The 21,101-nt window shown below is 66.3% G+C and carries 24 protein-coding genes; 15 read left to right on the top strand and 9 right to left on the bottom strand.

All coding sequences use genetic code 11. From position 1 onward, the window contains the following. Window positions 1–7: 7 nt before the first annotated feature. From JF515_RS11600 to pilG, 4 genes are read right to left on the bottom strand one after another with little or no spacing between them, the layout of a single operon-like run. A complete protein-coding gene (locus JF515_RS11600; RefSeq protein WP_203104383.1) occupies window positions 8–2,032 on the bottom strand; it encodes a methyl-accepting chemotaxis protein in 2,025 nt (674 codons plus the stop codon). A 50-nt stretch (window positions 2,033–2,082) separates the two neighbouring features. Next, window positions 2,083–2,631 (bottom strand): chemotaxis protein CheW, encoded by a 549-nt coding sequence (locus tag JF515_RS11605; RefSeq protein WP_203104385.1) that lies wholly within the window; start codon window positions 2,629–2,631, stop codon window positions 2,083–2,085. A gap of 13 nt (window positions 2,632–2,644) precedes the next feature. Continuing rightward, window positions 2,645–3,013 (bottom strand): twitching motility response regulator PilH, encoded by a 369-nt coding sequence (gene pilH, locus JF515_RS11610; RefSeq protein ID WP_161382681.1) that lies wholly within the window; start codon window positions 3,011–3,013, stop codon window positions 2,645–2,647. A 34-nt stretch (window positions 3,014–3,047) separates the two neighbouring features. Continuing rightward, a complete protein-coding gene (gene pilG, locus JF515_RS11615; RefSeq protein WP_161382680.1) occupies window positions 3,048–3,425 on the bottom strand; it encodes a twitching motility response regulator PilG in 378 nt (125 codons plus the stop codon). Window positions 3,426–3,708: 283 nt separating this feature from the next. Between pilG and gshB the strand changes: the two genes are divergently transcribed. The 5 genes from gshB to JF515_RS11640 all read left to right on the top strand — a co-directional run bounded on the left by gshB (window position 3,709) and on the right by JF515_RS11640 (window position 8,078). Next, window positions 3,709–4,659 carry a glutathione synthase gene (gene gshB / locus JF515_RS11620; protein ID WP_203104387.1) on the top strand — a complete coding sequence of 317 codons (951 nt, stop codon included), beginning with the start codon at window positions 3,709–3,711 and terminating at the stop codon, window positions 4,657–4,659. 80 nt (window positions 4,660–4,739) lie between these two features. Then, on the top strand, window positions 4,740–5,609 hold the full coding sequence (locus tag JF515_RS11625; RefSeq protein WP_203104389.1) for an energy transducer TonB: 870 nt from the start codon (window positions 4,740–4,742) through the stop codon (window positions 5,607–5,609). A gap of 59 nt (window positions 5,610–5,668) precedes the next feature. Further along, a complete protein-coding gene (locus JF515_RS11630; protein ID WP_203104391.1) occupies window positions 5,669–6,232 on the top strand; it encodes a YqgE/AlgH family protein in 564 nt (187 codons plus the stop codon). After that, on the top strand, window positions 6,232–6,636 hold the full coding sequence (ruvX, locus tag JF515_RS11635; RefSeq protein WP_203104583.1) for a Holliday junction resolvase RuvX: 405 nt from the start codon (window positions 6,232–6,234) through the stop codon (window positions 6,634–6,636). The genes JF515_RS11630 and ruvX overlap by 1 nt, the downstream gene beginning before the upstream one ends. Before the next feature lie 149 nt (window positions 6,637–6,785). Continuing rightward, a complete protein-coding gene (locus JF515_RS11640) occupies window positions 6,786–8,078 on the top strand; it encodes a Fic family protein (protein ID WP_203104393.1) in 1,293 nt (430 codons plus the stop codon). A gap of 20 nt (window positions 8,079–8,098) precedes the next feature. On the opposite strand, the gene JF515_RS11645 is transcribed toward JF515_RS11640, so the two are convergent. Beyond that, window positions 8,099–8,674 (bottom strand): DUF2780 domain-containing protein, encoded by a 576-nt coding sequence (locus JF515_RS11645; protein ID WP_203104395.1) that lies wholly within the window; start codon window positions 8,672–8,674, stop codon window positions 8,099–8,101. Window positions 8,675–8,869: 195 nt separating this feature from the next. Here JF515_RS11645 and pyrR point away from each other — a divergent pair, with 195 nt between their 5' ends. From pyrR to JF515_RS11660, 3 genes are read left to right on the top strand one after another with little or no spacing between them, the layout of a single operon-like run. Further along, window positions 8,870–9,385: a bifunctional pyr operon transcriptional regulator/uracil phosphoribosyltransferase PyrR gene (gene pyrR / locus JF515_RS11650; RefSeq protein ID WP_274380678.1), complete on the top strand. Its 516-nt coding sequence runs from the start codon at window positions 8,870–8,872 to the stop codon at window positions 9,383–9,385. Further along, a complete protein-coding gene (locus JF515_RS11655) occupies window positions 9,382–10,395 on the top strand; it encodes an aspartate carbamoyltransferase catalytic subunit (protein WP_203104402.1) in 1,014 nt (337 codons plus the stop codon). The genes pyrR and JF515_RS11655 overlap by 4 nt, the downstream gene beginning before the upstream one ends. Continuing rightward, window positions 10,385–11,665, top strand: coding sequence for a dihydroorotase (locus tag JF515_RS11660; protein ID WP_203104405.1), 1,281 nt, complete (start codon window positions 10,385–10,387; stop codon window positions 11,663–11,665). Before JF515_RS11655 ends, JF515_RS11660 begins: the two co-directional genes overlap by 11 nt. A gap of 271 nt (window positions 11,666–11,936) precedes the next feature. On the opposite strand, the gene dsbG is transcribed toward JF515_RS11660, so the two are convergent. Then, window positions 11,937–12,506 carry a thiol:disulfide interchange protein DsbG gene (gene dsbG, locus JF515_RS11665; RefSeq protein WP_203104408.1) on the bottom strand — a complete coding sequence of 190 codons (570 nt, stop codon included), beginning with the start codon at window positions 12,504–12,506 and terminating at the stop codon, window positions 11,937–11,939. Window positions 12,507–12,509: 3 nt separating this feature from the next. Continuing rightward, window positions 12,510–13,337: a TlpA family protein disulfide reductase gene (locus JF515_RS11670; RefSeq protein WP_203104411.1), complete on the bottom strand. Its 828-nt coding sequence runs from the start codon at window positions 13,335–13,337 to the stop codon at window positions 12,510–12,512. Between the two features lie 113 nt (window positions 13,338–13,450). Between JF515_RS11670 and JF515_RS11675 the strand changes: the two genes are divergently transcribed. Both JF515_RS11675 and JF515_RS11680 read left to right on the top strand, forming a co-directional pair. After that, entirely contained in the window at window positions 13,451–14,113 is a 663-nt protein-coding gene (locus JF515_RS11675) for a response regulator (protein ID WP_203104414.1), read from the top strand. After that, entirely contained in the window at window positions 14,110–15,417 is a 1,308-nt protein-coding gene (locus JF515_RS11680; RefSeq protein ID WP_203104417.1) for a sensor histidine kinase, read from the top strand. Before JF515_RS11675 ends, JF515_RS11680 begins: the two co-directional genes overlap by 4 nt. Here the strand turns inward: JF515_RS11680 and JF515_RS11685 are convergent. Further along, window positions 15,389–15,913, bottom strand: a complete 525-nt coding sequence (locus JF515_RS11685; protein ID WP_203104420.1) for a DUF4136 domain-containing protein — start codon at window positions 15,911–15,913, stop codon at window positions 15,389–15,391. The two genes, JF515_RS11680 and JF515_RS11685, sit on opposite strands and share 29 nt — an antisense overlap. 72 nt (window positions 15,914–15,985) lie before the next feature. After that, a complete protein-coding gene (locus tag JF515_RS11690) occupies window positions 15,986–16,885 on the bottom strand; it encodes a LysR family transcriptional regulator (RefSeq protein WP_203104422.1) in 900 nt (299 codons plus the stop codon). Window positions 16,886–16,984: 99 nt separating this feature from the next. Between JF515_RS11690 and JF515_RS11695 the strand changes: the two genes are divergently transcribed. From JF515_RS11695 to JF515_RS11715, 5 genes are all read left to right on the top strand, one after another. After that, window positions 16,985–17,608, top strand: a complete 624-nt coding sequence (locus tag JF515_RS11695; protein WP_203104425.1) for an FMN-dependent NADH-azoreductase — start codon at window positions 16,985–16,987, stop codon at window positions 17,606–17,608. Between the two features lie 42 nt (window positions 17,609–17,650). Further along, window positions 17,651–18,655: a glutathione S-transferase family protein gene (locus JF515_RS11700; RefSeq protein ID WP_203104428.1), complete on the top strand. Its 1,005-nt coding sequence runs from the start codon at window positions 17,651–17,653 to the stop codon at window positions 18,653–18,655. Window positions 18,656–18,699: 44 nt separating this feature from the next. Continuing rightward, a complete protein-coding gene (locus tag JF515_RS11705; RefSeq protein WP_203104432.1) occupies window positions 18,700–19,557 on the top strand; it encodes a pirin family protein in 858 nt (285 codons plus the stop codon). A gap of 96 nt (window positions 19,558–19,653) precedes the next feature. Next, window positions 19,654–20,097, top strand: a complete 444-nt coding sequence (locus JF515_RS11710; protein ID WP_203104436.1) for an Rrf2 family transcriptional regulator — start codon at window positions 19,654–19,656, stop codon at window positions 20,095–20,097. Continuing rightward, window positions 20,087–20,977 (top strand): NAD(P)/FAD-dependent oxidoreductase, encoded by an 891-nt coding sequence (locus tag JF515_RS11715; protein WP_203104439.1) that lies wholly within the window; start codon window positions 20,087–20,089, stop codon window positions 20,975–20,977. Before JF515_RS11710 ends, JF515_RS11715 begins: the two co-directional genes overlap by 11 nt. Window positions 20,978–21,101: the final 124 nt, after the last annotated feature.

Here is a 21,101-nt window from a genome sequence, read left to right on the forward strand (position 1 = left end):
GGCCGGTTCAGGAATGTTCCGGCAGGCGGAAGCCGGCCACTGAATTGCGCATCTCCTGGGCCATTTCCGCCAGGTCGCCAATGGAGCGGGCGGTGGCGGTGGTACCGGCGGAAGTCTGCGAGGTAATTTCCTGGATCACGTTCATGGTGTTGGAGATGTGACCCGCGGAGGCGGCCTGCTGGCGCGCCGCGTTGGAAATGTTCTGGATCAGGTCAGCCAGGTTCTTGGATACGTTTTCAATTTCCTCCAGCGCCACACCGGCGTCCTGGGCCAGCCGGGCGCCTTTCACCACCTCGGCGGTGGTGGCTTCCATGGAGATAACCGCTTCGTTGGTGTCGGTCTGAATGGTTTTCACCAGGGTTTCAATCTGCTTGGTGGCGGCGGCGGAACGTTCCGCCAGGCGCTGCACCTCATCCGCCACCACCGCGAAGCCGCGACCCGCTTCACCGGCCATGGAGGCCTGAATCGCGGCGTTCAATGCCAGAATGTTGGTCTGGTCGGCGATGTCGTTGATCAGCGATACGATGTCACCGATCTCCTGGGAGGATTCACCCAGCCGCTTGATCCGTTTGGAGGTTTCCTGGATCTGCTCGCGGATGGTGTCCATGCCGTGGATGGTGGCCTGCACCACCTCCGCGCCCTTGTTGGCGATCGCCACCGCTTTTTCCGCCACCGCGGCGGACTCGGCGGCGTTGGCGGATACCTGGTCAATGGACACCGCCATTTCGTTCACCGCCGCCGAGGCGCCGGCGATTTCCTGGGCCTGGTGTTCGGAGGCTTCCGCCAGATGCATGGCGGTGGACTGGGTTTCCTGGGCGGCGGAGGCCACCTGCACGGCGGAGTTGTTGATCGTCTGCACCAGGCTGCGCAGCTGGTCGATGGAGTAGTTGATGGAGTCGGCGATGGCGCCGGTGAAGTCCTCGGTCACCGTCGCTTCCACGGTCAGGTCACCGTCCGCCAGGTCGCCCAGTTCGTCCAGCAGACGCAGAATCGCCGCCTGGTTACGTTGGTTCTCGCTCTCCAGTTCGTTACGGCGGCGGGCCGCCTCGCGGTTACGCTGCAGCATGATCAGGAAGAACATCAGCACCGCGATACCGGCGCACACCGCGCCCAGCCACAGTGACGGGAACAGGCCGGCGGTGCTGCGCTCGAACTGCTCGTTCAGGTTGGTGGATTCCTGCAGCAGATCCTGGGATGTGCGGAAGATGCTGTCCGCGGCGCTGGCCACCTGGAACAGCTCCGGCGCGGTGTAGAGGATGGCATCCACGGACTGGGTCACGAATTCGTCGAACAGCCGCGAGATGCGGCCCAGATAGTTGAGCGCCTCGGGGTTGGTGATGCGCTCGATGCCCATGGCCGGGTCGCCTTCCAGCATGCCGTTGAGCACGCGCCCGAACTCGGTGGCGTCGCGGCCGAAGTTGTCCGCCGCGATCACCGCGTTGTCGTCGCCTTCCAGCACCCGGGAGATGGAGCGCAGAATACGCTCGGTGAGCCAGATCTGGCGCTGGGCGAAGGCCACCTGGTCGGGGGCGGCGTTGTTTTCCACCAGGATGTCGACCACCGCCTCGTACTCGGACTGCAATTGCGGAATGGCCTGGGCCAGGGTGTCGGCCACTTCGTGCAGATCAAGGACCGCGTTGCGGCCGTTGATGATGGTGGCGGTGTTGTCGCTGGCCTGGTCCCACAGCGACTGCAGGCGCTGCTTGACCTGTTCGTCGGCCATGGGCTCCTGTTTCAGCTGGTTCCAGGCGGCCTGGAAATCACCCCGGGAATCCTGCAGCAGCGCGAAGGCGTCCGCGTTGCCCGAGGACGCCTCCAGGGCGTTCTTGGCGATCTGCTGGGACACCACGCGCAGCTCCGAGGCGGTGGAGATGTTCTCCTGTGCCTGGTTGGCCCGGGTGGCGGACAGCAGGAAGTTGGCCAGCGCGAGGGCGATGAAAATGGCAAGCCCGACATACAGGGCGATATTCAGCGGATTACCGCCCGCGCCCCCCCGCGCCTTGCTGAACAAGTTTCCCGGTTTGAACTTCATAACTGGCTCCTGGCCTGGCTCTGTTCTTATCTCCCCAGCGCTTCATGCCGTCAGCCCGTGCGGGCCGCCTGCATGAAGCGCGGATCCTGTGCCAGCCGCCTGAGGCTGAACACGGACCAGAGTTCCCCGTCCCTCTGATAGCCGCCGCGCAGGTAAGGCCCCACGTGCTCTTCCCGCTCCGGTGGCACCGGCCGGTACGCGTCGAGGGGGAAGTGCTGCATGCCAAGCACCTCATCCACGATCACGCCGGTATACAGATCATCCTGATCGAGCACCAACAGTCTGCGCCGTTTCTCCTGCAACTCCGAGGGCTGACCGAGAAAACGACTTAAATCCATGACCGTCATCAGGCGGCCACGGACATTGGCCACCCCTTTCATCCACTGCATCACCCCCGGCACCCGGGTGTAGGCGGGCACCGAGAGGATTTCCGACACCTCGTCCATGGGCGCCACGAACCGGCGCTGATCGAGGGTGAAGCCGACACCGCTCCAATAATCGACCGCGTCCTCCTGCATGGGGAGGTCGGCGGCCTGCTGGCGGCAACGGACAAAATAGTCCGCCAGCTTGATGAAGGCGGCGGAAGCGGCGGTGCTCATCGGGCCTCCGCCGTCATGCGCCGGCCAGTTGCCGATCCACGGTCTGCAACAGCACGTCCTCGTCCACCGGCTTGGTCAGGTAGTCCTTGGCGCCCTGGCGCTTGCCCCAGACGCGATCGGTTTCCTGGTCCTTGGTGGTAACGATGATGATCGGGATATGGGCGGTGTCGGCGCCCTTGGTGAGTTGGCGGGTGGCCTGGAAACCGTTCAGGCCGGGCATCACCACGTCCATCAGCACCAGGTCGGGCAGCTCCGAGCGGGCCAGAGCCACGCCGTCGGCGCCGTTGGCGGCTTCCAGCACGTGGTGGCCGTGTTTTTCCAGAATCTCCCGCAGTTTGTAGCACTCGGTGGGAGAGTCGTCGACGATAAGAATGCGTGCCATCTTTTCCTCTTCGGGTTGAGCACCGCGGCGGCGTTTAAATGTGCTGACGAATGGCCCCCAGTAGCTCGTCCTTGGAGAACGGCTTGGTCAGGTACTCATCGGAACCGACGATCCGCCCCTTGGCCTTGTCGAACAGGCCATCCTTGGAGGAGAGCATGATCACGGGGGTCGCCTTGAAGGCGCTGTTGTTCTTGATCAGCGCGCAGGTCTGATATCCATCCAGTCGCGGCATCATGATGTCCACGAAAATGATACTGGGTTTGCTGTCGGCGATCTTGGCCAGGGCATCGAAGCCGTCGGTGGCGGTGATCACCTCGCAACCCGCTTTCTTCAACAAGGTCTCGGCGGTACGACGGATGGTTTTGGAGTCGTCGATTACCATTACCTTGAGGTCTTGGAAATTGTCAGTCATGGAGAACTGCCTTTACCGTGAACCGTTACGGGCCGCAACGTCCTGTAATCGGAGGCCTTTTTTATATGCGTGTGCCAGGCAGCGCCCGGGAGCCCCCGCCGATCCCCTAGGGCGTTTTTCCGAGGCTCTACTGGGTGAAACAGCCCAAGCCGAGGTTTTAACACAGATTCTACATTCAATCTATAAGACCCTGTGAGACCTGAGAAAAGCGTCCCGTAGCGGCCCGGCCAAGGCGCTGATACCATTGCCCGGCACCCCTGTCGCGATCCGTTCTGGAGCCCCCATGAGCCTGAATATCGGCGTGGTGATGGACCCCATCGACCACATCAAACCCTGGAAAGACACCACCCTGGCCATGCTGCTGGAAGCCCAGCGCCGCGGCTGGACCCTCCATTACATGGAGCCGGCCGATCTGTACGTGCGTGACGGCGAGGTGCGGGCGCTGACCCGCGACCTGACCGTGCGCGACGATAATCAGGACTGGTTCACCCTGGGCGAGCCATCCGCCCGCGCCCTGGTGGGCATGGATATGATCCTGATGCGCCAGGACCCGCCCTTCAACGCCGCCTACCTGTACGCCACCTACATGCTAGAGAAAGTGGAGCGGCAGGGCGTGACGGTGGTCAACAGACCAGCCAGTGTCCGTGACAGCAATGAAAAACTGTTCGCCACCGATTTCCCGCAATGCTGCGTGCCCACCCTGGTGTCCGGCCGCGCCAACCTCCTGCGCGAGTTTGTAAAGGAGCAGGGTGACACCGTGATGAAGCCGCTGGATGCCATGGGCGGCACCAATGTGTTCCGCATCGAGCCGGGCAGCGCCAACCTGAGCGTGATCATCGATGTGCTCACCGAAAACGGCAAAACGCCGGTGATGGCTCAGCGTTTCATCCCCGAGATCACCGATGGCGACAAACGCATCCTGATGATCAACGGCGAGCCGGTGCCCTATGCCCTGGCGCGCATTCCCAAGGAAGGGGAGTTCCGGGGCAACCTGGCCGCCGGAGGAACCGGCCAGGGCCGCGAGCTCACCGACCGCGACCGCTGGATCTGCCAGCAGGTGGGGCCGGTGCTCAAGGAGAAGGGGCTCTATTTCGTGGGCCTGGACGTGATCGGCGATTACCTCACCGAAATCAACGTGACCAGCCCCACCTGCGTGCGTGAGCTGGACCAGATCTACGGCATCAATATCGCCGGCCAGTTGTTCGACGCCCTGCTCGAACTGCGCGGCCGATAGGACGAAATGCGCGCTACGTCCTGGGCGGCGTGGCGCTTTCGGGGGACAATCGGGCCAATAATAAAGACGCAAGATCCTTCATGGCTGCTCCTCAGGTTACCGCCGCCGACCGGCTCGGCTTCACATTGTTTCTGGCACTGGCCGTGCACGGCCTGGTGTTGTTCGGCGTGAGTTTCGCGCCGGAGCAACCCCGTGCCGCGCCCAACAGCCTGGAAGTGACGCTGGCCATGCATCGCGCCGACGACGCGCCGGAGGAGGCGGACTTCATCGCCCAGGCCAACCAGGCCGGCGCCGGCACCGAGCAGGACAAGCGCGAACTGACCACCACCGAGGCGGCGCCGTTCAGTGATCCGGACACCCGTGACGTCCAGTTGCAGCCGCCCACCGCCCGGCAGCCGCGCCCGGTGACCCGCCAGAAGATCATCGTTACCCGGGCCGCCAGCGAGCGCGATACCACCAGCGAACAGCGCGACCGCCAGGAAGAGCGCCCCGAGCCGGAGGCCGAGCGTGATCAGATGGATGAGCTGAGCCGCGAGATCGCCAGCCTGCAGGCGCGCCTGGACCAGCAGAAGCAGGCCTACGCCAAGCGCCCGCGCATTCGCCGGCTCACCTCGGTGTCCACCAAGGCGCACTATGAAGCCGCCTACATTGATGCCTTCCGGCGCAAGGTGGAGGTCACCGGTACCCGCCATTTCCCGCGCCAGGCTCTTGAGAACAACACCTTCGGCGGGGTCCGGCTGATGGTGGCGTTGCGCCGGGACGGCAGCATCGAGGAGCTCAAGGTGCTGGAATCCTCCGGCCACCGCTTCCTGGATCAGGCGGCGATACAGAGCGTGCGGCTGGCGGCGCCGTTCGACCCCTTCACCACGGAAATGCGCGAGCGCATGGACGTGCTGGAAATCATCCGGACCTGGCGTTTCGACGCCGGCCGCCGGGTGTCCTCCCAATAGAGCCGAAAACCCTGGCCCGTCGTCTTGCCCTGGCCGGATCGGCACCGGATACTGTGGCCATGGAGAGTGCGAGTCTGAAACACCAGCTTCTGATCGCCATGCCGCAGATGGACGATCCCAACTTCGAGCATGCCGTCACCTATGTGGTGGAACACGGCACGGAAGGCGCCATGGGGTTGACGCTGAACCGCCCGGTATCGCTGAGCCTCAACGATATCCTCGCGGACATGGACATCGAAGTGGAAGTGCCGCCCTCGGATCACCACCAGGTGGTGGCCGGCGGGCCGATCCAGCAGGATTCCGGTTTCGTGCTGCATCGCAGCACCGCCCGGCTCTGGGACTCCAGCATTCAACTGGCCGATGGCCTGTGCCTGACCACCTCCCGTGACATCATGGAAGCCATCGCCCTGGGCGAAGGCCCGGAAGCCACGCTGGTGTGCCTTGGCTATGCCGGTTGGGATCAGGGCCAGTTGGAACGGGAACTGGCGGACAACGTCTGGCTGAGCGTGGCCAGCACCCCCGAACTGGTGCTCGACATTCCCTTTGATCAACGCTGGCAGGCCGCCGCCGCTCACCTGGGCGTGGACATCAGCCTGATCGCCACGCAGGTGGGACACGGTTGATCCTGCTCGCCTTCGATCACGGTACCCGCAAGATCGGCGTCGCCAGCGGCAACGGCGTGATCGGCACCGCCTCGCCGCTGGCGCCGTTGCCCTGCCGGGACGGCCAGCCGGATTGGCAGCGGATCGCCGCCCTGCTCGACGAATGGCGACCGGATGCCCTGGTGGTGGGGTTGCCCCTCAACATGGACGGCAGTGAAAGCCCATCCAGTGCCCGCGCCCGCAAATTCGCCCGCCGCCTGCACGGCCGCTTCGGCCTGCCGGTGGCGATGGTCGATGAGCGGCTTTCCACCCGCGAGGCCCGCGAGCGCACCGGCCAGCGCGGCCCGGACCCGAAAGTGGATTCCATGGCCGCGGTGGTCATCGCCGAGGGCTACCTCAACGGCGCCGAGCCGATCGCCCCCTGAGCCGGCGCCTTCGCCGGCTTGACCGCCGGGGCCTGGCGAGCGATATTCAACTCAATTTTCAAATAATTGAGCTGAAAATGGCAAGAATAAGCCAACCTCCTGATATAGATGACGTTTTTTCTTCCAGGGCGAGCGCTGTTGTGGATGCCATGGCTCGATATGGCACCGTCGACGCAAAAGGTCGCTACCTGCATTGGCATGATCTGCGTCGCCGTTTGCCCGCCGGGGTCGACAAGGAGGCGGTCTGGGTGGCGGTCAAGCTGGCCCGGCAAAGCCTCCTTAAGCCCATCCCCTTGAACGCGGCGGGCGGTCGTCCCTTTCGTTTCTGCACACCGGATACCGTGGAAAGCACCCTCCACGCCATCGACCGGCTCTGCGCGCCGTCCCTGCGGGAGGGTGGTTTCGACCTGTCCAGTCACGGCCAGCGCGAACAATATCTGGTGGAAACCCTGATGATGGAGGAGGCGATCTCCAGCGCCCAACTGGAGGGCGCGGCCACCACCCGGGAGGTGGCCCGGGACATGCTGATCCGGGAGCGCCGACCGTGCACCGAGGATGAGCGCATGGTATTCAACAACTACCTGCTCATGAAGGAAGCCAAGCGGGCCCGGGAAGAACACCTGGATCCATCGTTGATCTTCCGCTTCCATGAGCTGGCCACCCATGACACCACCCAGCCCGGGGTGATGCCCGGTGAACCCCGGCAAGGCGATGACGTGGTGGTGGATCGGGATGGCGACGTGGCGCACCGTCCGCCGGCGGCGCGGCGACTGCCGGAGCGGCTTGAGGCACTGTGCCGCTTCGCCAACGAAAATCACGACGGTCGCGACGGGCGGATGTTTATCCATCCGGCGGTGAAGGCGATCATTCTGCACTTCATGATCGGTTACGAGCACCCGTTCGTGGACGGCAACGGCCGCACCGCCCGGGCGGTGTTCTACTGGTATATGTTGAAAGCGGGCTACTGGCCGTTCGAGTACATCTCCATCAGCGCGTTATTGAAAGACGCGCCCATCCAGTACGGCGAGGCCTATCTGTTCACCGAAAGCGACGACAATGACCTGACCTACTTCGTGGTCTATCAACTGCGTATCATTCAACGGGCCATCGATGCCTTCCTGGAATACGTGGCGGCCAAGCGGCGGGAATACCTGGAACTGATGGACTGGCTGGCGAACATGGGCATCGGTCGGCGCTTGAATCACCGGCAGGGCATGCTGTTGCGTCAGGCCTTGAAGAACCCGGGGGTGGGGTTTACCGCCAAGGAAGTGAAGAACCTGTTCGACGTGTCGGAGAATACCGCCCGCGCCGATTTGCGCACCCTTGAGGAGCTGGAGGTTCTGGTGCCTCTCAAAGCCGGGAAGACGGTGGAGTTCCTGGCCCGGGCGGACGCTTCGGAGCGCCTGAAACGGCGTCTGAAGACACGTCGCCGGGGCGGGTAGGCGCCCCGGCGACCGGCGCGTTACTGAGCCGGGGTCCAGAGGTTTTGCAGGGTGCCGATCACGGAGCCGGCGACGCCCTGATTGCCCAGGAACTGGGTGATGATCGGGGTGAACTGGCTGATCATTTCCGGGTTCAGGCCCAGGGCGCTGAAGGCGCTCTGTACGCCGGCCAGGGTGTTCACGTTGCCGAGGGCGGCTTTCATCAGGCCGCCTTTGTCGTCGCTGTCGCCGCCGCCGAGCAGGGCGCTCAGGCCGGACACCTGGCTGGTCACGCCGCTGAATTGTTCGCCGGAAAGCTGGGACTGGGCCATGGAAAACAGCGCCGCGCTGCCGCCAGCGGCCTGCTGCTTGGAAATGCCCAGCTCGCTGGACAGGTCGTTGACCAGCGTGGCGGTGTCACCGGCCACCTGCCAGTCGCCGGATGCCTTGTTCACCGCCGCCTGGGACTGGCTGGTGGCGTCATTGGCTTTCTGCTGGGCCTGGTCCACCGCCTTGTTGGCGGAGTCCATGGCGCCCTTGAGGTCGAAGGCCTGGGCGGGATGGGCGAACACGGCCAGCAGGGCGGCGGCGGAGAGGGTTTTTCCAAGGGTCTTCATTGATACGTCCTTAAAATACTGGGTCCATGAAAGAGGCGGCCCATGTGGGCGCGACGGTAACGCCCGGTGACCGGGCATGACAGCCGCGCGAGTGTAACCGCCCGCTGGCCCGATGGCACGGAAGCGGCTCGCAAAGCGGCGTCCATCTGCTAATCTACGCCGGTTCCCATGCCATCCATCATTCAGGAGACTTCCTTGCGCTGGAACGAAGCGGACATCGACGCACGGCTCGCCGCCATGGCGGAGCAGGTGGCGTCCGAATACGGTGACGGCGCGCCGGCGCTGGTGGGCATTCAGTCCGGCGGTGCCTGGGTGGCGCGGGCGCTCAATGACAGGCTGACCCGGCCGGCGCCACTGGGCTCGCTGAACGCCAGTTTCTACCGTGACGATTTCGACACCCGCGGCCTCAAGCGCGCGGTGCAGCCCTCGGACCTGCCGTTTGACGTGGATGGTGCCCACATCCTGCTGGTGGACGATGTGCTGATGACCGGGCGCACCATCCGCGCCGCCATGAACGAACTGTTCGACTATGGCCGGCCGGCGTCGATCCGGCTGGCGGTGCTGTTTGACATCGGCCACCGCCAATTGCCGATCCGTCCCGATATTTGTGGGGAAACTTTGGCATTGCCGCCCCATCAGCGGGTAGAATTACGCGGGCCCGCGCCTCTGGTCGCGGAGGTGATAGAGATCCCCGTAAAGGCTGACGAATGACGCTTGCGCCGCCGCCCTCCTCCCGCGTGCAGCTCACCGAAGACGGAAAGCTGCGCCACTTCCTTTCCGTTGAACACCTGTCCCGTTCCCTGCTGGAAGACATCCTGGACACCGCCGCCAGTTTCGTCGACGTGGGCGGGCGCGCCATCAAGAAGGTGCCCCTGCTGCGCGGCAAGACGGTGGTGAACCTGTTCTTCGAGTCCAGCACGCGCACGCGCAGCACCTTCGAGCTGGCCGCCAAGCGCCTCAGCGCCGACGTGCTCAACCTGGATATTTCCAAGTCCGCCACCAGCAAGGGCGAGACCCTGCTGGATACCCTGCGCAACCTGGAAGCCATGGCCGCCGACATGTTCGTGGTGCGTCACCAGGACTCCGGCGCGCCCTTCTTCATCGCCAACGAAGTGACGCCTCAGGTGTCGGTGATCAACGCCGGCGACGGTCGTCACGCCCACCCCACCCAGGCGATGCTGGATATGTACACCATTCGCCACTACAAAGGCGGTTTTGCCGGCCTGCGGGTGGCCATCGTCGGTGACGTTCTGCACTCCCGGGTGGCCCGCTCCCAGGCCCATGCCCTCAACACCCTGGGCGCCGAGGAAGTGCGGCTGATCGGCCCGCGCACCCTGCTGCCGGTGGACGCCGAGGGCCTTGGCGTCACCGTGTTCACGGACATGGCCCAGGGTCTCAAGGACGTGGATGTGGTGATCATGCTGCGCCTGCAGAAGGAGCGCATGGATTCCGCCCTGCTGCCCAGCGAGGGGGAATTCTTCCGCCTTTATGGCCTGACCAACGAGAAGCTGCGCCACGCCAAGCCGGACGCCATCGTCATGCATCCCGGCCCGATCAACCGGGGCGTGGAAATCGCCTCCGAGGTGGCCGACGGGCCGCGCTCGGTGATCCTCAACCAGGTGACCTTCGGCATCGCCGTGCGCATGGCGGTGATGTCCATGGCCATCAGCGGCCAGGAAAGCAGCCAGAATCCGGAGCAAGGGGGCGAGCATGGCCGTTAAGGCGCATCTGCTGATCCGCAAGGGCCGCGTGATCGATCCGGCTTCCGGCCGCGACGAGGTCGCCGACCTGCTGGTGGAAGACGGCCGCCTGGCGCGCATTGGCGCCAGCCTGGACGCCCCCGGCGCCGAGATCATCGAGGCCGAGGGCCTGTGGGTACTGCCGGGCCTGGTGGATAGCTGTGTGCACCTGTCCGTGCCGGGCAGCGGCCGGGCCGGCGACATCGCCTCGGAAACCCGCGCCGCCGCCGCCGGCGGCATCACCCACCTGGCCGCCCAGCCGGACTGCGGGCCGGTGGACTCCACCGCCATGGTACGGCTGATCCGGGAGCAGGCCGGCCAGGCCGGGTTTGCCCGGGTCCTGCCGGTGGCGGCGCTGACCCAGCGGCTGGAAGGCGTGCAGCTGGCGGAAATGGCCACCCTGGCCCGGGCCGGCTGCATCGCCGCCGGCCAGGCCGGCGCGCCGTTGGCCGATGCCCTGGTGCTCAAGCGGGGTCTGGAATACGCCGCCACCTTCGACCTGCCGGTAATGTTCCGGCCCCAGGAGGCGGCCCTGTCCGCCGGCGGTTGCGCCCACGACGGCCCGGTGGCCTCGCGGCTGGGTCTGCCGGGCATTCCGTCGGTGGCGGAGTCGGTGGAGCTGGCCCGGGACCTGCTGCTGGTGGAAGCCACCGGCGTGCGCGCCCATTTCCAGCAGATCTCCAGTCGTGACTCCCTACCCCTGCTGCGTGCCGCCAAAGCGCGGGGGCTGCCGGTTACCGCCGATGTGAGCGTTCACCATCTTTTGTTGGACGAATCCGCGGTGGAAGGCTTCAACAGCCAGTGCCATGTGATTCCGCCCCTGCGCGGCGCCGCCGACCGGCAAGCGCTGCTGGCGGCGGTGGCCGACGGCACCATCGACGCGGTCTGCTCGCAGCACCAGCCGGTGGGTTCCTCCAGCAAGGCGGCGCCCTTCCCTTCCACCAAGCCGGGGATTTCCGGGCTCGACACCCTGCTGCCGCTGATGCTTAAGCTGGTCGAGGATGGCGCCCTGCCCCTGGCCCGGGCCCTGGACGCGGTCACCGCCGCGCCGGCCCGTTGCCTGGGTATCCAGGCCGGGCATCTGGAGCCCGGCCGGCCAGCCAGCCTGTGCGTGCTGGCGGCGGAAGAGAGCCGTACCCCGGGCAGCCACTGGCTGTCGGCGGGGCGTAACTCGCCCTGGTTGCACAGCCGCCTGCCCGGCGTGGTGAGGCTCACCGTCTGTCAGGGCCGGGTCAGCTGGCTGAGCGACTGACATAGGGCCTGTTCACACTACTTGCATCGCGCCTGCCGGGTGTCATTTTGGACCTCCAGCCAGGCGGAGGGAGCGCCGTTTGGTCAGTCCAAATAAGCGACCGACAACGACGCTGGAGGTCCAAAAGGGCGCCAGCCCTTCGGGTTGCGGCTATAAATCCACCCCTCCGCGTTACTCGTCGTTCATTTGGAGCCACCAAACTTCTCTCCTCGTGCCTTGATGGGTGGATTTATAGCCGCAACAGGCGCGAGGCAAGTAGTGTGAACAGGCCCTAATCGATCTGGAACACCAGCTTGCGCAGGGTCTCCGGCTGCAATACGCCGGGGGCGAACTGCAGCTTGCCGTCGGGGTCCCGGAAGATGGTGGCCGGAGTGCCACGGATACCGAATTCCCGCATCAGGGCATTGTTTTCCCGCAACTGCCGGCCCGTCTCCTCGGGCACCGGGTCCAGCGGCGCCAGCTCACCCTCCTGACCCCGGGCCAGGGCCGTCGCCGGATCGTCCGCCGCCAGCACCGCCGCGCCCGTCGGGTAACTGCCCGGGCGCAACACGGCGACGATCACATGGCGCACCTGGGTGCGGTTATCCGGGTCATTCAGCAGCGGCTGCATCTCTCGCCACTGGCGGGTGCAGTAGGGGCACTTCATGTCGGTGAAGGTATAGACCACCCGGTCCGGGTCGGTGGCGCCCTCCGCCACCCAATGGCTGCGCGACAACACCTCGAAGATTTGTTTTTCCAGGGCGGCCCGGTCCTCGGTGGCGTCCTGGGCGCGGGCGGCGGTGCCGCCCAGCAGGGCGAGCACCAGCAAGGCCAGGGGATAGCAACGGCGGAATAACGGCACGGTTCACTCCTTCTCGGATGGCTCGGGTGGCAAATGGGGGCGCAGAAAATGCCGCAGGCTGGCCGCCGACAGCGGCCCCAGGTGGCTGTTCACCAGGCGCCCGTCGGCGTCCAGCAGCAAGGTGGTGGGCAGGCCGCCGCCCAGGGCGCGGCCCAGGTCCCGGTGAGGGTCCAGCAAAACCCGTTCCAGGCGCAGGCCCTCGGTGCTCAAGTAGCGACGCACGGTGTCCGCGCCCTCGCCCTGGTTGGCGTACAGGAAGCGCACCGCCGGATAGACCCTTTGAGCCTGCTCCAGCACGGGCATCTCCCGGCGGCAGGGTGGGCACCAGCTGGCCCATAGATTGATCAGCGTGACCCGTCCGGCGGCGGCCTGGCGTAGGGAGACCGGCTCACCGCTCAAAGCATGGAGGGTGACGTCCGGCACCGGCGTCGCGCCCGGTCGCAGGGGGGCCAGCACCAATGTGGTGAAAAACGCCGCCAGGGCTCCGGCCAGCAGCGCCCTTCCAGTCTCGGGAAACGCCTTGCCATGGCCGCGCCAGCGCGCCAGCGCCAGCCCCAGCAGGGCGCCGGCCAGGGCCCCGGGCCACCAGAAGCCGCCGTCGCGCGGGTCCAGCATGGCCACCGGGCCGGCGTACTGGTCGGCATAGCGGATCACGAACGCCAGCCGCGCGCCGAGCAGGGCGCTGAACAGCATCCAGCTCAGTACCGGTTCGGCGTCCGGCCGCTCCCGGCGGCGCCGCCAGGCGGCCAGGGCCCAGGCCACCAGCGCACCGGCCAGCCAGGGCAGCAGTGCCAGGGGCAGGGCCAGCGGTCCCAGGTTGAAGGCGGTCATGACGGTGGTTTCTCTCCGGGGCGGTTGTCGGGCAAAGGCTGGCCGCCGATGATTAACGCCGGGTTAATAACGGCGCCCCATGGTGGCCGGCACGGTGAACGGCGGGAGCAATCATGCACATTCTGCTGGTGGAAGACGATGCCCTGCTCGGCGATGGCGTGCAGGCTGGCCTGGAGGTGCACGGTTTCTCCGTGGCCTGGGTGCCCGACGGCGCCGCCGCCGAGGCGGCCCTGGCGGGCCCCGCCTTTGATCTGGTGATTCTGGATCTGGGACTGCCTGACCGGGACGGCCTGGGCTTGCTGCGCCACTGGCGCCGCCAGGGCCGGGATGAGCCGGTGCTGGTGCTCACCGCCCGGGATGGCGTCGCCCACCGGGTGGCCGGCCTCAACGCCGGTGCCGACGATTACCTGGAAAAGCCCTTCGACCTGGATGAGCTGGTGGCGCGGGCGCACGCCCTGTTGCGGCGCGCGGAGGGGCGCGCCGCGCCCCTGGTGGAATACGGTCGGTTGCGCTTCGACCCGGCCCGGCAGCGGGTCTGGCTGGCGGACCGGGAAATCGCGCTGCCGCGTCGCGAGCGGGCTTTGCTGCAGGCACTGCTCGGTGCCCGGGGCCGGGTGCTTACTGGTGATGAACTGGCCGACCGGGTCTACGGCTGGACCGAGAGCGTGGAGAGCAACGCCCTGGCGGTGCACATCCACAGCCTGCGCCGCAAGTTCGGTGAAGGGCTGATTGAAACCGTGCGCGGTGAGGGTTACCGCCTGGGGGCGCCGCCATGAGGCTGGCGCCTTCGAGCCTGCGTGGCCGCCTGCTGCTGGGGCTGGGTTTGGGCCTGTCGGTGCTGTGGATGGTGCTGGCGGTGTGGCTGCACCATGAGGTGCGCGACCGGGTAGCGGCGGTGCTGGACGAGCGCCTGGCCGCCTCGGCGCGGATGGTGGCGTCGCTGGTGGACGCCGGCGCGGCGGCGCCCGCGGCCCTGACGCAAGGCGGGAGGCTGCCGCTGCGCGGTATCGCCTGCGAGGTAAGTGGTTTGCGCGGCGAACTGCTGGCGCGCTCCGGCGGCGCGCCGGAAGGCGGCCTGGCACTGGCTCGGGACGGCTTTGGCCAGCGCCGCCTGGACGGAGAGGTATGGCGCGTTTACACCGTCACCCAGGGCGAGCTGCGGGTGGCGTCCGCGGAGCGCATGGCTGGCCGCACCGGTTTCATGCGGCAGGTGGCCCTGGTGTTGCTGGTGGCGCTGTGCCTGGGGCTGCTGGCCAGCCTGGCGCTGGTGTGGTGGGCGGTCGGCCGGGCGCTGGGGCCGCTGTCGTCGCTGCGCGATCAGCTTGCCGAACGGGGCGCCGGCGAGGGTCGCGCGGTGGCCACGCCACCCGGCGCGGTGGAGCTGGAACCCATGGTCGCCACGCTCAATCAGGTATTGGGTCGGGAGCGCGATGCCCTGGACCGGGAGCGGCGTCTTACCGACGATCTGGCCCACGAATTGCGCACCCCGCTGGCGGCGATTCGCACCCAGTTGCAGGTGGCCCAGCGCACCGGCGGCGCGCGCGCCGAACACGCCCGGGATGCCGCCCAGCAAGCGGCGGAGCGGCTCGGCCACAGTCTTGATCAGCTACTGGCCCTGGCCCGGGAACGCAGTGCGCCGGCGGATCGGGCGGCCCTGGGCACGGTGCTGGACGAGGTGCTGGAGGAACTGGCGGCGCCGATTCGCGAACAGGGCCTGAGCGTGCGGCGCGCGGTCAGCGTCGGTACCCCGGCGGCGCCCGCCGGGCTGGTGCGCATCGTGCTGCGCAATGTGCTGGAAAACGCCGTGCGGCACAGCCCGGAAGGCGGCGACATCGTGCTGACGGCGGTGGGCGAAGGCCGGGTTGGATTGTGCATCGATGATCAGGGGCCGGGTCTGGCCCCGGAACAGCGCCGCCGGGCCCTGGAGCGCGGTTGGCGGGGCCATGGCGGCGGTCGTGGGCTGGGGCTGGCCATCGTCACCACCATCATGCGGCGCACCGGGGGCCGGGTGGCCCTGGCCGCCGCGCCCGGCGGCGGCCTTCGGGTCAGGGTCAGCTGGCCGCCGGCGGATAGCGCTTGAGCATTTCCACCACCATGGCGTCGATGCGCTTGGCGCGGCGTTCGCTGCTCAGATTCTCGTACAGGGTGTCGCGGCTGGTGGCTTCCCACACTACTTTCTTGGTGGCGCGGTCCACGAACGCCACCTGCAGTTTGTATTCCTTGTAGGTTTCGCCTTCCACCGGGGTGCTGGTGGACAGGCCATAGCCGTTGCCGAACCAGCCGAAACCGAATTGCAGGGTACTGCCCTGGAATTTTTCCACCGGCACGAAGCGGTAGCGCACCAGCAGGTCGGCGCCGTCCTTGCCGGCGCTCTCCAGTGGCCGTGCCGCCAGTTCCCGGCGCAGGGCCTCCTGGGTCCGCTGGCCGTCCAGGCTCAAGGCGCCTTCATCCTGTTCCGGCGGATCGATGGCATAGGTGCGGTAAGCGCTGAAATCGGTGCCGGCGCGATGGTCCACCACCACCGGCGACACACAGCCGGCCAGCGTCAGAGCGAGGAAGAGGGCAAACCAGCGCATGGTGTTTCTCCTTGGATGAAACCGTGTTTGCTGAAACCTTAAGCAGTATAAAGCGGCACCGGCATGCCGGCGTCAAGACGGCGGGGGATGCCCGCCGGAGGCCAACCCGGCCTTGATGCCCTCGCCCAGGAAACGGGCCGCGCGGCCCGCGTACTGGCCGTCCGCATAGACCATATACAACTCCTGATAGCGGTGCACGCCCTCGCGCAGGGGCAGCGCCAGGAGGGAGCCGGCGGCCAGATCCGCCGCGATGTCGGTCTCCGGCACCCAGGCGAACCCGAGGCCCCGCAACAGCGCCTGGCGGCGGGTATGGCTGTGCGAGAAGGTCCAGCGCTTCTCCGCCCCCAGCCAGCCGGAATCCAGCCGCCGCCGGCCGGAGTCGCGCAGCACCAGCTGCCGGTGCGGCCGCAGATCGTCCAGCCCCAGGGAGCCCTGGTGATGCAGCGGATGGCCCGGCGCCGCCACCGCCACGAAGCGGATGCGGGTCAGGTGGTCGCCCATGAAGCCCGGCGGCACCCGGCCGGTGATCACCAGGTCCGCCTCGTGGCGCAGCAACGCCTCCTCGGCCCCGGAAAGGATGGTTTCCTGGAACTCCACCCGGGTCAGCGGGCTTTCCTCCGCCAGATTCACCAGGGCACACAGCACTCGCTCCTGGGGAAACAGGCCATCCGCCGCCACCCGCACCAGCGGCTCCCACCCGTGGCCGAACTGGATCGCGCTGCTCTCGATGCGACCGGCTTCCTCCAGCAGCACCTTGGCCTGCCGGTACAGCAGATTGCCGGTCTCGGTAAGCTTGGCGCGCCGCCCCTCCAGGGTGAACGCGCGCACGCCCAGCTCGGTCTCGATCTTCTGAATCGCGTAGCTGATCGCCGACTGGCTCTTGTTCAGCGCTTCCGCGGCGGCGGCATAACCGCCCTCGTCCACCACGGCGATCAGTGCCTGCCATTGGTCCAGGGTGATTTTGGTCGACATATCGAATGATTAGGCCATATTGAGCAGAATTGCCCTGTTTTATATCGGATCATCAGAAATCACAATGGTGTCATTCCGAAATTCGATGGAGACAGGGCCATGACCCGTATTCTGTATCTGCAAAACAGCCTGTTTGGTGACGAAGGCCAGTCCAGCCGGATGGCCCGGGTGTTTATCGACGGGTACCGCGAACGCCATCCGGATACCGACGTGGTGGTCCGGGATCTGGTCGCCGATGGCGTGCCGCACCTGGATCTGGAGCGGGCCGGTGCCCTGCGTGGCTTCAGCGAGAGTCTGAATGAGGACCAGAAGGCGGTCCTGGCGCTTTCCGACACCCTGGTCCAGGAGCTGCGCGACGCGGATCTGGTGGTCATCGGCATGCCCATGTACAACTTCGGCGCGCCCACTCAGTTCAAGGCCTGGATTGACCACATCGCCCGCGCCGGCGTGACCTTCAAGTACACCGAGACCGGCCCGGTGGGCCTCATCGATGATAAGCCGGTACGGGTGTTCGCCGCCCACGGCGGCTTTCACGTCGGCCAGCCCTACGAGACCACCACGGTGTTCGTGAAACAGATCTTCTCGTTCATGGGCATCCGGGACGTGCGCTTCGTTTACGCCGAGGGCCTCAACATCAGCGATGAGGTCAAGCAGCAGGCGCTGGCCCGGGCCGAGGCGGACATCGCCGCCGAGCTGGCGGCCCTGGACACGGCGGCCGCCTGAGGGCGACCGCGAATACGCGCAAGGAACAAAGCAGGAGGAACCATGGGATTGCTGGTCGATGGACAGTGGCAGGACAAGTGGTACGACACCAAGAGCACCGGCGGGCGTTTCCAGCGTTCGGAAAGCCAGTTCCGCGACTGGGTAACCGCCGATGGCGCCGCCGGCCCCTCCGGCGAGGGTGGCTTCAAGGCGGAGAAGGGTCGCTACCATCTGTACGTGTCCTACGCCTGCCCCTGGGCCCACCGGGCCCTGGTGATGCGCGCCTGGAAAGGGCTGGAGGCGCACATCGGCGTGTCCGTGGTGCATCCATTGATGTTGGAGAATGGCTGGGAGCTGCGCGATGACTTCAACGGCGCCACCGGCGATCCGCTGTATGGCCTGGACAAACTCTACCAGCTCTACCTGAAGGCGGACGCCCATTACACCGGCCGGGTGACGGTGCCGGTGCTGTGGGACAAGGAGCGCGAGACCATCGTCAGCAATGAGTCGGCGGAAATCATCCGCATGCTCAACGGTGCCTTCGATGATCTGGGCGCGCGGCCCGGGGACTACTATCCCGAGGACCTGCGCGAGGCCATCGAGACGATCAACGAGCCGATCTACCACCGGGTCAACAACGGTGTCTACAAGGCCGGCTTCGCCACCGGTCAGGACGCCTACGACGAGGCGGTGACCGCCCTGTTCGAGACCCTGGAGGACCTGGAGCGCCGGCTCGGCGAAAGCCGCTACCTGGTGGGCAACACGCTCACCGAGGCGGATCTGCGGCTGTGGACCACCCTGGTGCGCTTCGATGCCGTGTACGTCACGCACTTCAAGTGCGACCGCAAGCGCATCGTCGATTACCCGAATCTGAACGGCTTTTTGCACGAGCTGTATCAATTGCCCGGGGTGGCGGAGACCGTGTGGATGGATCACATCCGTCATCACTATTTCCGCAGCCATCCCACGGTGAACCCGCACGGGATCATCCCCATTGGCCCGGAACTGAATCTGTCCGCGCCCCATGACCGGGAACGTCTGGGCGAGCGGGAGATACGCGTCGCCTGACCGGGCGTCGCGGGACAGAAGCCCGACAGGGCGAGGAGGCAACCATGAAAGAACGTCGCGTACTGCATACCATCCGCGCGCTGGAAACGTCCGATGGCGCCGGTGTCCGTCTGAAGCGCGCTCTGGGCCACAACCCGGCGGTGCGGCTGGACCCGTTCCTGATGCTGGACGCCTTCTCCTCGGACAACCCGGACGACTACATCGCCGGTTTCCCGGCGCACCCGCACCGTGGCTTCGAAACCGTGACCTATCTGATCGAAGGGCACATGAAGCACCGTGATCACCTGGGTAACGAGGGCGACCTCAAGCAGGGCGGGGTGCAATGGATGACCGCCGGGCGCGGCATCATCCACGAGGAAATGCCCCAGCAGCAGGACGGCCTGCTGCGTGGTTTCCAGCTGTGGATCAACCTGCCCGCCGCCGAGAAGATGAAGCCCGCCGGCTACCGGGACGTGGCCGACACCGAGATGCCGCGCCTGGATCTGCCCGGCGGCGGCCAGGTGAAGGCGATCGCCGGTGAGGTGACGCTGGACGGCGAAACGCTCACCGCGCCGGTCAGTGGCGGCACCACCGATCCGCTCTACCTGGATGTGATCCTGCGGCCGGATGAGCGGCTCACGGTGCCCGTCAGCGCCGGTTACAACGCCTTTCTGTATCTGTTCGAGGGCGACGTGAGCGTGGCCGGTGAGGCGGTGCCGGCGGAACACACCGCGGTGCTTGATGACGGCGACCAGGTGACCCTGGAAGCCGGCGCCCGGGGCGCGCGGCTGCTGTTGCTGGCGGGCAAGCCCCTGGGTGAGCCCATCGCCCAGTACGGTCCCTTCGTGATGAACACCCAGGAAGAGATCGAGCAGGCCCTGCGCGACTACCGCGCCGGTACCCTCACCGAACCGGCGGCCTGAACGCGCCCTTTCGTTTCCGTCCCCAAAACAAACCCCCGGTTCGTTCCATGAACCGGGGGTTTGTTTTTATTTATTTCATGTAATAACATAAGTTACATGAAACGAAACAGTCGATTATCCGGCGTGCTCCACGTGCTGCTGCACATGGCCGAAGCCGACCGCCCCCTGACCTCCGAAGCGCTGGCTTCGATGATGAGCACTAATCCGGTGGTGATCCGTCGCGTCCTGGCGGGGTTGCGCCGTGATGGCATGGTGCACTCCGAAAAAGGCCACGGCGGCGGGTGGCGTCTGGCCCGGGACCTGAGTGATGTGACTTTGCGTGACATTTACGTGGCCCTGGGTGAACCCGGTTTGTTGGCCCTGGGGCACCGTACCGAGTCGCCGGATTGCCTGGTGGAACAAGCCGTCAATGCCGCCATGGAGCAGGCTTTCCAGGAGGCGGAGACCGTGCTGCTGGACCGTTTCGGTGAAATTACCCTGGCGGCGCTCAGCGCCGATTTCCATGAACGTTTACACAGGCGGAGCGACGATGCGGTTTGATGCGATCGTGGTAGGTGGCAGTTACGCGGGTATGGCCGCGGCGTTGCAATTGGTGCGTGCCCGGCGCCGGGTGCTGGTGTTGGATGGCGGGCAGCGTCGCAACCGTTTCGCGAGCCACTCTCAGGGTGTGCTGACCCAGGACGGACGCGACCCGGCGGCCATTGCCGCCGACGGTCGTGCCCAGTTGCTGGTTTACCCGGATGCGACCTGGCGCGATGATCGCGCCGCCCGGGTGGCGCGGACCGAGGAGTGCTTCGAGGTGATCACGGAGGGCGGCGACCGGTTTCAGGGTACGCGCCTGATTCTCGCTTACGGCGTGGTCGATCAACTGCCGCCGGTTTCCGGACTGTGGGAACGCTGGGGGCGCACCGTGCTGCACTGCCCTTATTGCCATGGCTACGAGTTGAACCGGGGCGAGCTGGGTGTGCTGGCCACTGGCCCCATGTCGATGCACCAGGCATTGCTGATCCCCGAATGGGGCCCGACCACCTTTTTCACCAATGGTGCATTGATGCCTGATGCGGACCAGCGCGCGCAACTGCGGGAGCGTGGTGTCCGGCTGGAAGAAGTGCCGGTGTCGGCGGTGAAGGGCGAAGCGGAAGTGTGCCTGGTTGACGGCCGGTCATTTTCGCTGGCCGGTCTGTTCGTCGCTTCCAGCATTCGGCCGGCCAGTGACCTGGCGGCACAATTGGGCTGCGAAACCAGTGATACACCAATGGGGGCCGTGGTCAAAACAGACGCTCGCCAGGCTACAACGGTGCCGGGCGTGTTCGCCTGCGGTGACCTGGCGCGGGGTGCCGGGAGTGTGTCGCTGGCAATCGGTGATGGTGCCATGGCGGGTACCGCCACGCACCAGTCACTGGCGCTGCCCACCCCGTGAGCCAGGTCGGAGCGACTGTCAAACCGCGGTTAGCGGTTTGATGCGCTCTAGCTGGTCGCGGATCGCCTGCTCGGCGTCCTAGAGGTCCACGGCCCGCTGGGCGTTGAGCCAGAAATCCGGCGTA

It is taken from the genome of Alloalcanivorax marinus, assembly GCF_016785095.1.
GTDB lineage: Bacteria > Pseudomonadota > Gammaproteobacteria > Pseudomonadales > Alcanivoracaceae > Alloalcanivorax > Alloalcanivorax marinus_A.